Below are 12,506 nucleotides of genomic sequence, written 5' to 3'. Positions count from 1 at the left end.
TACCGCTTTGAGCATCAAAGCGATGAAGATTACAGGCATTCTTTTAGTGATGAAGGAGCGGATTCCATCATGCGGCGACCTGAGCATGCAGCACCGCATCCAATGTTTTGAGGAGAGTTTCTGCTGTGTAGGGCTTGGGGATGAAATATTTGACTCCCGCATTGGCGGCTTTTTCCTCCATGCCTGCGGCATTCATTCCGCTGGCAGCAACGACGCAGATCTCCGGATTCATCCGCATCAGCACCTGAATCGTTGCCGGTCCGTCCATCACCGGCATCATCATGTCTGTAAGCACCAAAGCGACTTCCGAGCGATGTTTGGAATAGAGGGAGACCGCCTCGGCACCGTCCGCAGCCAGCAAAACACGGTAGCCAAAGGTTTCCAAAGTCTGCTTGGTGATCTGCTGCACGGCGGCCTCATCGTCGACGACGAGGATCAGTTCACGATTTCCACGCGGCAGTTCTCCCGGGATGGCCGCTTCAATTTCCGCATTTTCGGACATGTGCGCGGGCAGATAGATATGAAAGATGGTGCCTTTCCCAAGTTCACTCTCCACCCGAAGGAAGCCATGGTGGCTTTTGACGATGGCCATGACCGATGAGAGTCCAAGCCCTGTGCCTTTTCCAAGCTCCTTCGTGGTAAAAAACGGTTCGAATATGCGGTCAATCACCTCTGGTGGCATGCCAGTGCCATTGTCTTCCACCTGAATGTGGAGGTACTGCCCGGGTTTGGCACCGGGCATCATTGACGCGCATTGTCCATCCAACAGCATGTTCCTGGCAGAAAGTTTCAACTGGCCACCGTTGGGCATGGCATCACGAGCATTGACACAAAGATTGAGCAGCACCTGGTGAATTTGGGTGGGGTCCCCCTGCACGACCCACAAGGGTGCGGGAATGGTGCAGCGAACCTGGATGCTTTTCAGGAAGGTCTCATTGGTGATCTTTTCGACTTCCTTGAGCAGATGCCCGACCTGCACAGCCAACTGCCTGCCTTCAACGCCTCTGGCAAAAGAGAGGACTTGCTTGACCAAATCCGCGCCGCGTTTGGCGCTGCACTCAATGGTATCAAGAATTTCATGCTTTTGAGCACTCCGCTCCTGAAGCTTCAGGAGTTCGATGGACATCATGATGGGGGCCAGCACATTGTTGAGATCGTGCGCAATGCCGCCAGCAAGAGTGCCGATGCTTTCCATGCGCTGAGAGCGCAAAAACTGCTGCTCGAGCTTTTTGCGCTCGGTGATGTCTGTGTTGATCGAGAGGATGGACTTGGGGCGCCCCTGAGCATCCTTGATCAAAGTCCACCGTGACTCGACGATCACCAGCCGCCCCTCTTTGTCATACTGCTGCATTTCACCGGCCCACTCTCCCTGTGCCATGACGGCTTTCACGACGGCAAGAAACTGCACCGGATCTCGATTGAGCAGTTCCATTTGCGAATGGTCCAGCACTTCACCAGCCTGCCAGCCATAAAGCCGCTCCGCACTGCGGTTCCAGTACAGGATGCGATGCTCTTCCGGGCTGCAGACGATGATGGCATCACGCGCCTTGTCCAGGAGGGAGGCCTGCTCGCGAATTTTGTCCTCGGCCCTTTTGCGCTGGGTGATGTCGCGCATGATGCACTGCAGGCGACCGTCAGGAAGAATCGTTGAGCCGACTTCGGCGGGAAACTGGGAACCATCCTTACGCCGGCACAACCATTCACTGCGCACCACTTCACCTTCACTCAACTGCGACACTTCGGGCAGGATTCGCACCATCTCACCGGAAGCAACAATATCGACAAAACCCATCCGTCTCAGTTCCTCACGAGTGTAGCCCAGCATCTGGCAGACTGCGGCGTTGGCCTCGAGCAGACGTCCGGCTGTATTCGAGACCAGGATGCCGTCAGAGGCTGATTCAATGAGCGTGCGGAACTCGGCCTCGCTCGCCAGCAGGGCAAGTTCGGCCTGCTTACGCGTCGTGATGTCCTCGGAAAAAATGATGATGCCACCGATCGTGCCGTCAGCCTGATGCCATGGCCTGATTTCCCAGCGGATCCAGTCAATGGAACCATCCGCACGAACGAATTTTTCATCATCGCTTTTTTCGACAGCACCTGCCAAGCAACGACGGTGGATCTCCATCCAGTGGGCCGGCACTTCGGGAAAGACGTCATAGTGGCTGCGACCCGTGACGGACTGCTCACCCAGACGGTAGTCATGCATCCAGCGCAGACTGACCACGAGATACTTCATGTCACGATCCAGCATGGCGATGGCAGCCGGACTGTGTTGAACACAGAGGCTCAGCTGCTCCTCTTTTTCCTGCAGAGCGCGTGTGCGCACCCTGACCTGGCCCGCCAGCATCCAGTTCAATCCGAGCAGCAGCGTCACCAATGAGACGGCGGCCAATGCGGCGTAGCCCAGACTGCGCAAATAGGGATGCCCATCCAGAGTCTGCCCGAACCATTTTTTTTCGATCCAGGCGAGCTCCTTCGGACCCACATCTTCGAAGCCTTTTTCAACCAGCTGCAGAAGTTTGGCATTTCCTTTGCGGACCGCACGGTGGAACTCTCCGATGCTGACCGGGTCGGACATCCTGAACTCAGATCCCAAGCCTAGCTTCTGAAGAAAGTACTGAGCCGGCGGCTTGTCCATGACGAAGACGTTCACTTTGCGCTCGTTGGCCGCCGTGATGATGGCCTCGTAGTTGTTGTACAACAACATGGGGGTGATGTCATTTTCCTGCAGCAGCTTGACGACTGTGTCTCCCAGCCTCGCAGCTACAGGAAATCCATGCAGGGAGGAAAGATTGTTGATGCCAGCGATCGAGGAACGAAAAAAGATGGAAACCTCGATGGTGGAGTACTGCTTCCCGAAATCCAGATAAGCCGTGCGCTCCGGTGTTTTAAACACCGCGTCGATGACATCAAACTCGCCCTCTTTCATCCGGCGCACGGCATCATTCAAGTCCATGCCATGAATCTCAGCGGTGACTCCGGTGCGCTTTTCCCATACACGCCATTGATCGATGATGATGCCCTGCAGACGGCCCTCATTGTCTCTGAAAACATAGGGAGGGAAATTGTCATCCGTCACCACACTGATGGTGTGAGGAATCGCAGACTCCTGCCCCGACACATCCATAGAGATGAGAAGGAACGACAAAAGCATGAGGATCCAACTCATGTGGCAGCGCACGCCTCCAGGCTGAGCCCGCGCTGAAGCAGCGGAGGAATTGAAGCGACGCAGCACCGATGTCGAACCAGCTCCCAGCGCCATGGTGCAAGAGGGAAATGAACCGGGAATGAAGGCGTGAAATTCAGTCATGCTTCATGGCGGTTTCGAAGCTGGAGCACCGCCATTTTTGGCATGAAAATGAATTTTGTTTCATCCGGTCAAAGAGAGGTGGTGCGCTGTGTGTTCAGCACTGTGTGAAGCATTTTCAGCAGTGTTTCCGCCGTGTAGGGTTTGGGGATGAAGTGTGTGACGCCTGCGTTTGCGGCCCTGGCCACCATGTCTTTCACACTGAGGCCGCTGGCGGCGACGATGCGCACCTTGGGATTCATGCGCATGAGCACTTGAATCGTCGCAGGCCCGTCCATGACCGGCATCATCATGTCCGTCAGCACCACTGAGATTTGGTCTTTGTGAGTGGCGTACAAGGTGGAGGCCTCGACACCGTCAGCCGCCGGCAGCACGCGATAGCCAAAGGACTCCAGCGTTTGTCCGGTGATGTGCCGCACGGGTTCCTCGTCATCAATCAGGAGCACGAGTTCGCCATTGCCATGAGGCATTTCATTTTGCAGCGGGGGCGGCATGCTCGCGCCTTCCACGATCTGCGCCGGCAGGTACACCTGAAATTTGGAGCCTTTATCCAATTCACTGGAGACTCGGATGAAACCTTGATGGCTTTTAATGATGGCAAGAGCGGAGGACAATCCCAGCCCAGTGCCTTTGCCGAGCTCCTTGGTGGTGAAAAACGGCTCAAAAATGCGATCTATCACATTTGGCGGCATGCCTGTGCCGGAATCTTCCAACTCGATGAAGAGATAAGGACCGGGCTTTGCACCTGCGATCATCGCCGCACATTGCTCATCCAGCATGAGATTGCCGGCGCTGAGCTGTAAAGTGCCGCCATTGGGCATGGCATCGCGTGCGTTGACGCACAAATTCAGCAGCATCTGGTGAATCTGCGTGGGATCTCCCAGAACGATCCATAGATTTGCGGGAATGTCACTGCTGACCCGGATATTCTTGTGGAAGGTTTCATTGGCGATTTTTTCAATGCCTTTGAGAAGATGCCCGGCCTGCACCTCCACGCGCTGTCCTTCAACGCCCCGTGAAAATGAGAGGACCTGGCGCACCATGTCCGCTCCGCGCCTGGCACTGTTTTCAATGGTGGCGAGCACGCCCAGCCGCATTGCATCCTGCTCATGCAGTTTGAGCAGCTCGATGGACATCATGATCGGAGTCAGGGCGTTGTTGAGATCATGAGCGATGCCTCCAGCCAGTGTGCCGAGGCTTTCCATGCGCTGGGCGCGCAGAAGCTGTTCTTCGACTTTTTTGCGCTCGGTGATGTCGGTATTGATGACCAGAATGCTGCGTGGCTGGCCTGCGGCATCACGCAGCAGGGTCCACCGGCCTTCAACGATCAGCTTGCGGCCATCTTTGCCCACTTGTTGAAGCTCACCGTCCCATTCCCCGGCCTGCATGACTTTTCCGAATGCCTGCTGAAAAACTTCCGAGTTTTGGTCTTTGATCTCGGTCACCAGGCGTCCGATCGCCTCAGCCGCAGTCCAGCCATAGAGGCGTTCAGCGCTCTTGTTCCAATAGGTGATACGATGATCGAGACCACACACCAAGATGGCATCTCTGGAGAGTTCGAGCAGGGATGCTTTTTCGTGGGCTGCCAGCTTGGAAGCCTCCAGCTCCTGCGTGCGCAGTTTCACACGCTGTTCGAGGTCCTGAAGGTGAGATTTGGACTCCAGCAGCAACCGCGATTTTTCCGTGAGTGAAATGGCCAGCTGAAGCACTTCGATGATGTCGAAGGGCTTTTTCAAAATGAGCATGCGATCACGTGGCTTGATCTGCTCCTGCACCTCGCTCCAGCAGCAGTCCGCATAGGCGGTGCAGATCACGATCTGCATGTCTGGGCAGACCTGCCAGATCTGCCGAGTGGTCTCGATGCCGTCCCAGCCCGGCGGCATGCGGACATCGACAAAAGCCATGGCATAGGGCAGCCCCTCCGCCTGCGCGTTTTTGACCATCTGCAGTCCTTCCTCACCCTGGGATGCGGTGTCGATGGTGAAAGTCTGTCTGGCGGTCTGCGCCTGAACTGGGGAGCCAAACAAGGCGGCCTCAGCAGCCTCCAGCGCATCATCTGCCGCACTAACCGGGGCCAGGATTTTGCGGAAGTCATCATGAATGGACCGGTTGTCATCGATGACTAAAATGCGCCGATGCGCAGCTGTCGTGGTTGTATTTATCATGGTTGGATTAATTTCCCAATGGCAGTGTCAAAGTGAAGGTGGCGCCCAGGCCCGGACCATCACTGTGAGCTTTCAAAGTTCCGCCCAGCTCCTTGGCCGCCAGCGCACCGCTGTGCAGACCAAAACCGTGACCCAGTTTTTTGGTGGTGAAGCCGTGGGAGAAAATGCGACTGAGGTTTTCGGGGGCGATGCCGGTGCCGTTGTCGATGACGGCAATTTCCAGCATGCCGTCCTGGTTTTGCGTCACGCGCACCATCATGCGCCGGTCACCCTCACTTTGATCCAGCGCGTGCTTGGCATTGCTCAGCAGGTTGACCAGAATCTGCATCACTTTATGCCGATCCGTTTTCAATGGCGGCACCTCAGCGATTTCACACACCACATTGACTTCATGACGAGTGAAGCTGGCGGCGTTGATGCGGAGGCTGTCGTCGATCAAGTCGGCCACGGAAAGCACCTCGACGACGCCGGTGCCACGTGCGTAGCGCTGCTGCATGGCCACGATCTCCTTGATGTGATCGATGTTTTTTTTCAGCATTTCCATTTCCTGCAGGATGGCCTGCCGAGGCTCTGCCAGATGCACCGCCAGCTTGAGCAAGTAGTCCGGAAGCATTTTTCCACGCGGGTCAGTGGTGAGGAATGCAGGCAGGTCTGCCGAATTCTGCTGCAAGAGCTCGGCCACGTTTTTCAGACTTCCGGTCCTGAACTCGCGCACCTTGCTGGTCGCAAGCTCAGCCGAGACACCGACGCTGTTGAGGACGTTGCCCACATTGTGGAGCACGCTGGTGGCGACCTCCGCCATGCCAGCGAGACGTGAGGTTTCGAGCAATTCGGCCTGCGTCGTGTTCAATTCCGTCGTGCGCTCCACCACCTGACGTTCGATTTCCTCGTTGCTGCCTTCGAGTGTGGCGCGACGCAGAGCAATCTCGGACATTTCCTGGAGCATCCTGCGGATGGCGACGAACAGAATGGCGTCTTCAAACAGCACCCAGCCTGCGTGCTCGACCCAGCGCCATGAACTGGCGGTCAGCACACCGAACACGGACTGAGGCCAGTACAAGTCGCGGAGCAGATGATCAGCGGCGACCACGATGGTGGCCGTGGCGAGCACACGCCAGTCACGGTAAAAGGCTAGGAAGGCCAGGGAGCCGAAAATGTGAAAGTGCGTTTCGATGCGGCCTCCCGTCAGGTGAATGAGCAGAGCAGAAGTCAGCACCTGGCCGACGGCAATGACATGACGGGTCACGGCCAAGCCAGGATGCTGCCAGGCGAGCCATGCCGGAAAACCGCTGATCGCTCCGCCGAGCAGAATGGCTGCCCAGACATGGACGTGGACCTGGCTGGAGTCTCCAATCCACGTGAGGGGGGAAATCCACAAGGCGGCTGCAATTCCCGCCAGCCATTGCACGATCATCAGCCGCGCAAACAGCTGATCGGTGTGCCGGTGCAAGTCATTCTCTGCGGCGCGAAACAACTCTGCCGCACGTTGTTGCAGTGCTGAGTCTGTCTTGGCCAATGGAGAGGCCGCAGTTTCATCGACCAGCGGGCTGGTTTGCTGACACACCCCGCTGGAGGAAACACGCAACAATGCGGTTGCTTGATTCAAGGGGAGACCTTGTGGCAGGTTGTTCGCGGCTACGGCTGACATACTGTGCATTCCTTTTGGTTGTTTACCCGTCCGAGAGCGCAGCCGAAAACAGGGGGGCTGATGGCAGGGGGGACTTTTTGTTTCAACAAACTCTCGACGGCATCCCGCCCGGGATTGTCCCCGGCATGGCCGCGGGAAAGGGTGATGCCGCCTTGGAAAACCAGCCCGCCTGCGGAATCATAGAGCAGTGTCTGGCCTGAGGTGACCGCCTGAAAAAGGCGGGCTTCATTGCCTTCATGATCGACATTTACCTGAACACCAGGGATGGCTGCGGCAGCATGCCACAGGTCGGTTTTCACCCATTCGTCCTCCATGCCCTGCGGCTGGATGAACCACACTTGAGCACTGAACTTTCCCTGGCAGTGTGCCACGAGTTGTTCCAGTTCTCCGAGGGTAGCGCGGGAGCAGGGGCAGCGTGGATGAAGAAACATCACGAGCTGGGACTGACCTGAATGACGATGTGCCCGGCTGTTTTTTGGCCATTGCACAGGCGGAGCGCCTATGGCACCGGCGGTTTGGGAATACTGAGCCATCAGCAAGCTTCCCGTCAGAACCACCACAAGCCACGCCACGGCAAAGGTGCTGGTTTTCAATGCAGCAGAACCAAAGCGCCCTGACCCAATCACCTTGTCAGGTGAGGGCGTCGAATGAACTGGGTTTGGCAAAACGGGGGTGATCACCCCTAAACATAAGGGTCAGCTCCAAAGCCCCCCAACTAAGCCATGCTTTATTTAGTACGACCGAACCGCTTAGTGCCGCAGCCCCTTTCAATTCTCGTTTTTATTAATTGAGTTCCAAAGGTATATCGCCGGACTCCGAGAATCTGCTGGGCTCGGGCCTGCGCAGAGCCCTGTCACCATTGAAGCTTTCGCTGTGAGCATGCTTATAACCAGCTGGATCGATCGTCTGCCAGAGCCTGTCCCGTCTTTCGCTGGAACATCCAGTCAGGAGATAAGCGGCCAGCAGCCCTGGGAGCAGAAGCAGGCGCTGAAAACGAATGGGGGAGAGAGGTTTGCGGGTTTTCATCAGTGAAGAAGGCTGGGTTATTTCTGTCCGTAATACGCGCCCGGGCCGTGCTTGCGCAAATGATGCTTTTCCAGGATATGCCCGGGGATGGGACCCAAGGCGGGATTCAGGGTGGCAGAGCCGAGGGCCATGTGAGCGCACATTTCGAGGGCGATGCTGTTCTTGAGCGAATCCATGGCGCTTTTGCCGAAGGTGAATGGCGCGTGATGGATTTGCAGCACAGCGGGCATTTCGAGCGGGCTGAGTTGCAGCTCGCGCAGGCGCTCGACAATGGCGACCCCGGTGAAATGTTCATAGTCCTGGGTCACTTCAGCGGGTGTGAGCGCACGCACCAGTGGAACGGTGCCGTGAAAGTGGTCCGCGTGCGTGGTGCCGAAGCAGGGGATCTCGCGCCCCGCCTGCGCAAACATGGTGGCATGCAGGCTGTGTGTGTGTGTGATGCCGCCGATATCGGGAAATTCACGGTAGAGGACGAGATGTGTTTTCGTGTCGGAGGAGGGCCTGAGGCTGCCCTCCACCACCCGGCCATCCAGGTCGAGAACGACGATGTCGGCAGGCTTGAGCTCCAAATAGTCCACGCCGCTGGGTTTGATGGCCCAAAGACCGGAGGCACGGTCGATGCCGCTGACGTTGCCCCAGGTGAGGCGTACGAGGCCGCTGGGTTCCAGGGCACGGTTGGCTTCACAGACTTGTTGGCGGAGGTCTTGGAGGGTCATTGAAGGCAAGAAAGCCCAAACGTCTTACAATTCCAGCAACATAAACCGGCCCATGGGGCGTTAATACATTGATCCTTGAGAGTTGACGTGGGGAACACCCCCGTTGACCAGTACCGCACAAACACATGCCCGCCTCCGTCGCCCCCCCTGCTGTTCCTGATCAGGAAGCCATCGCCAAAGCCTCCCTCTGGGTGGCTCCGCTCCGAACCGAAATCGCCCGCGTGCTGATCGGGCAGACGGCCCTGGTGGACCGCCTGCTGGTGGCACTGCTGACCAACGGCCACGTGCTGCTGGAAGGTGTGCCGGGCATTGCCAAGACACTGGCGGTGCGCACGCTGTCGGGAACGTTGAAGGCCAAGTTCCAGCGCATTCAGTTCACTCCCGACCTGCTGCCTGCGGATGTCATTGGAACCATGGTGTACCATCCGAAAGACGGCACCTTCACACCGCGACTGGGGCCGATCTTTGCCAATCTGGTGCTGGCAGATGAAATCAACCGCGCACCGGCCAAGGTGCAGAGCGCCCTGCTGGAAGCCATGCAGGAGCGGCAGGTCACCATCGGTGAAAACACGCACAAGCTGCCCGACCCCTTCATGGTGCTGGCCACGCAGAACCCGATCGACCAGGAGGGGACGTACACGCTGCCAGAAGCCCAGCTCGACCGCTTCCTGCTCAAAATCCGCGTCACCTATCCGACCCCCGTGGAAGAACGCATGGTGCTGGATGCGATGGCCACTTCTGCGCCGAAACTCGATGTGAACCAAGTCACCGACGTGACGGCGATCAGCGCCAGCCGCGTGGTGGTGAATGACTTGTTCATGGATGAAAAGATCCGCGATTACATCGTGGCCCTGATCCATGCGACGCGCCACCCTGAGGCACTGGCCCCGCACCTGAAGCTGCTCATCCGCTGCGGCGCCTCGCCGCGAGGCACGATCAATCTGGCGCTGGCGGCCAAGGCGCTGGCCTTCCTGAACGGCCGCAACTACGTCATTCCACAGGATATTAAAGACCTCGCTCCAGACATCCTGCGCCACCGTATTCTGCTTTCCTATGAAGCCGAGGCGGAGGGAGTGACCACGGATGATGTGGTGAAGACACTCCTGGACAAGCTGCCTGTTCCTTAACACCGCCCACACTGTGAACGGGGAAACTGTGCAGAACGATAACGACGCCAGACTCACGCGCATCCTCAAGCGCGTGCGGCGCATCGAACTGCTCACGCGAGGCATGGTGAAGGAGATGCTGGGCGGCCAGTATCACTCCCGATTCAAGGGCCAGGGCATTGAGTTTGATGATTTCCGGGAGTACCAACCCGGGGACGATGTGCGCTTCATTGACTGGAATGTGACTGCGCGCATGAACGATCCGTTTGTGCGCAAGTATGTCGAGGAACGTGAGCTGACGGTGATGATCTGCGTCGATGTCAGCGGGTCGGGCGACTACGGCAGCCAGGAGGACTCGAAGCGCGAACGTGCGGCGGAGATTGCGGCGGTGTTTGCCTTCAGCGCCGTGCAGAACCAGGACAAGGTGGGGCTCACGCTCTTTTCCGACGGCATCGAGCACTACCTGCCAGCACGAAAAGGAGCGCCGCATGCCCTGCGCATCCTGCGTGACATTTTAAACAATGAACCCAAGAGGCACGGCACGGACATCAAGCCCGCGCTTGATCTTGCGCTCGAACGCATCGCCCATCGGGCACTGGTGATCCTGGTTTCTGATTTTATCACCCCTGACCATGCTTGGGAGAAAAGCCTGCGGGCTGTGTCAGCCAAACATGACGTGGTGGCGGCGCAGATTCTGGACCCGCGTGAAATCACGCTGCCGGACGCAGGCCGCGTCTGCCTCGAAGACCCGGAGACCGGTGAGCAATTTCTCGTCAACACCTCCCATCCGGCCGTCCGCGAGCAGTATGAACAACGTCTGGCGGAACGACAGAACGCGCTGGTGCACCTGCTGCGGCGCTGCGGCGTCGAGCGCATCACCGTGCGCACTGACGAGGATTACGCGCCTGCCCTGAAAGCCTATTTCCGTTCGCGCAAAAGGAGGAAACGCGGATGAAGCCAGCGCTGCACTTCCTGCCTATTCTATTGGCGCAATTTCAGGGGCCGCCCCCGCTGCCGCATCCTGATCTGCCACCGCCTGACAGCGTGCAACTGCCGCCGCCCTGGTGGATTCCCTGGGCGACCGTGCTGCTGCTTTGTCTTTTGATCGCCCTGATCATCTGGCTGCTGGTGCGCCCGAAAGAGACGCCATCAGCGCCTCTGCGGCAGCCATGGAGCTCAGCCTTTCGTGCCTTGAATGAACTGCGCGCACGCATTCAAACCATCCCGCCGCAGGACATGAGCCACCGGATCTCGCAGATCCTGAGGCGCTACCTGCAGGAACGCTACTCCGTGCCCGCGCCAGCCCGCACAACACGCGAACTCTTTGAAGGCAAAACAGACAGGCAGCCCGGCATGCCGGTGCCGCGATCCCAGGGAATGTGGCGCGAACGATTTGAGCCGGTGGCTCATTTGTGTGACGAGATTTCCTTCATGCCAGCCCCACGTACGGAAGAGGAATCGACGATGCTCATCGATCAAGCGCTCGCACGCATGCAGGAGGAGAAACCATGATCATTCCGGGCTTTCCTGCATTTCAGATTTTCCACCCGCTGTGGCTGCTGTTGCTGCCCTTGGTGCCACTGCTGGCGATGCTGCGTGGTGCACGCGGCAAACGGGCTGCCATCAAATTTCCCACAGCCTCCCTGCTGGGTGAACTCGGGAGGCCGGCGCGCAGCAGCCTTGGCGGCTTCATCTTTGGACTGATTTTAACCAGCCTGATCTTTGGCATCGTGGCGCTGTCGCGGCCGCAGAAAATCTTGTCGTACGAAGAGGAGAAAGCGGATGGCATCTCGATCATGCTGACGGTGGACGTCTCGCTGTCGATGCTGATCGAAGACTTCTACATCGGGGGGCAGCCCGTGAACCGACTTACAGCGGCCAAGCGCGTGATGTCGGACTTCATCAAAGGGCGCCGCAGTGACAAAATCGGCATCGTGGCCTTTGCCGGGGAAACCTACCTGCCCTGCCCGCTCACGCTGGACCGCGACTGGCTGATCAACAATCTCGACCGTGTGCAGACCCAGCGCGTGGGCGACGGCACCGCCATCGGGTCTGGCATCGCATCCGCCGCCAACCGCATGCGTCGTGAAAAATCGCCGAGCAAAGTCATCGTGCTGCTGACGGATGGCGCGAACAATTCCGGGCGCCTCAGCCCGCAGGATGCAGCGAAGCTGGCGGCGACGCTCGGCATCAAGATCTACACCATTGCCATCGGTACGCCGGGCATTCATAGCATTCCTGATCCCCGGCGCGGCACGTTCACACCGGTGGGGCAGCAGTTGTTTGATGAAGGGACGCTCAAAGAGGTCGCGGCCATCGGCAACGGACAGTTCTACATGGCGCAAAACCTGAGTTCGCTCAGCGATGTGTTTGGCACCATCGACAAGCTCGAAAAAACCAAAATCGAGCATCACAAAATCATCGAAACCGAAGAGCTGTTTCCCTGGCCGCTCGCCGTTTCCGCCATCGCGTTGTTTCTCGCGCTGCTGCTGTCTTTGACCGTTTTGCACTCGGCCCCTGAGCCAGTCGCCACCTGAT

The 12,506-nt window shown here is 58.0% G+C and carries 9 protein-coding genes; 4 read left to right on the top strand and 5 right to left on the bottom strand.

Annotation, left to right across the window (positions count from 1 at the left end; all coding sequences use genetic code 11):
- Window positions 1–67 precede the first annotated feature (67 nt).
- From AC24GY_RS03225 to araD, 5 genes are all read right to left on the bottom strand, one after another.
- On the bottom strand, window positions 68–3,169 hold the full coding sequence (locus tag AC24GY_RS03225) for a PAS domain S-box protein (protein ID WP_487680239.1): 3,102 nt from the start codon (window positions 3,167–3,169) through the stop codon (window positions 68–70).
- 209 nt (window positions 3,170–3,378) lie between these two features.
- Window positions 3,379–5,472: an ATP-binding response regulator gene (locus AC24GY_RS03220; protein ID WP_487680237.1), complete on the bottom strand. Its 2,094-nt coding sequence runs from the start codon at window positions 5,470–5,472 to the stop codon at window positions 3,379–3,381.
- A gap of 7 nt (window positions 5,473–5,479) precedes the next feature.
- Window positions 5,480–7,120, bottom strand: a complete 1,641-nt coding sequence (locus AC24GY_RS03215) for a sensor histidine kinase (protein ID WP_487680235.1) — start codon at window positions 7,118–7,120, stop codon at window positions 5,480–5,482.
- Window positions 7,108–7,551: a thioredoxin domain-containing protein gene (locus AC24GY_RS03210; protein WP_487680233.1), complete on the bottom strand. Its 444-nt coding sequence runs from the start codon at window positions 7,549–7,551 to the stop codon at window positions 7,108–7,110. The genes AC24GY_RS03215 and AC24GY_RS03210 overlap by 13 nt, the downstream gene beginning before the upstream one ends.
- A gap of 612 nt (window positions 7,552–8,163) precedes the next feature.
- A complete protein-coding gene (araD, locus tag AC24GY_RS03205; RefSeq protein ID WP_487680231.1) occupies window positions 8,164–8,862 on the bottom strand; it encodes an L-ribulose-5-phosphate 4-epimerase AraD in 699 nt (232 codons plus the stop codon).
- 125 nt (window positions 8,863–8,987) lie between these two features.
- On the opposite strand from araD, the gene AC24GY_RS03200 reads away from it, so the two are divergent.
- Genes AC24GY_RS03200 through AC24GY_RS03185 form a run of 4 tightly spaced genes read left to right on the top strand, consistent with a single transcriptional unit; the run spans window position 8,988 to window position 12,505 of the window.
- The gene (locus AC24GY_RS03200; RefSeq protein ID WP_397383846.1) at window positions 8,988–9,989 is read left to right on the top strand and encodes an AAA family ATPase; all 1,002 of its coding nucleotides are present in this window, start codon (window positions 8,988–8,990) and stop codon (window positions 9,987–9,989) included.
- Window positions 9,990–10,017: 28 nt separating this feature from the next.
- Entirely contained in the window at window positions 10,018–10,923 is a 906-nt protein-coding gene (locus AC24GY_RS03195; RefSeq protein ID WP_487680228.1) for a DUF58 domain-containing protein, read from the top strand.
- The gene (locus AC24GY_RS03190) at window positions 10,920–11,480 is read left to right on the top strand and encodes a DUF4381 family protein (RefSeq protein WP_487680226.1); all 561 of its coding nucleotides are present in this window, start codon (window positions 10,920–10,922) and stop codon (window positions 11,478–11,480) included. Before AC24GY_RS03195 ends, AC24GY_RS03190 begins: the two co-directional genes overlap by 4 nt.
- A complete protein-coding gene (locus AC24GY_RS03185; protein ID WP_487680224.1) occupies window positions 11,477–12,505 on the top strand; it encodes a VWA domain-containing protein in 1,029 nt (342 codons plus the stop codon). Before AC24GY_RS03190 ends, AC24GY_RS03185 begins: the two co-directional genes overlap by 4 nt.
- Window position 12,506: the final 1 nt, after the last annotated feature.

This window comes from Prosthecobacter sp. Pr1 (assembly GCF_057652315.1).
The sequence above is the reverse complement of the archived record's forward strand: the minus strand, read 5'-3'. Positions and strand labels throughout refer to the sequence as shown.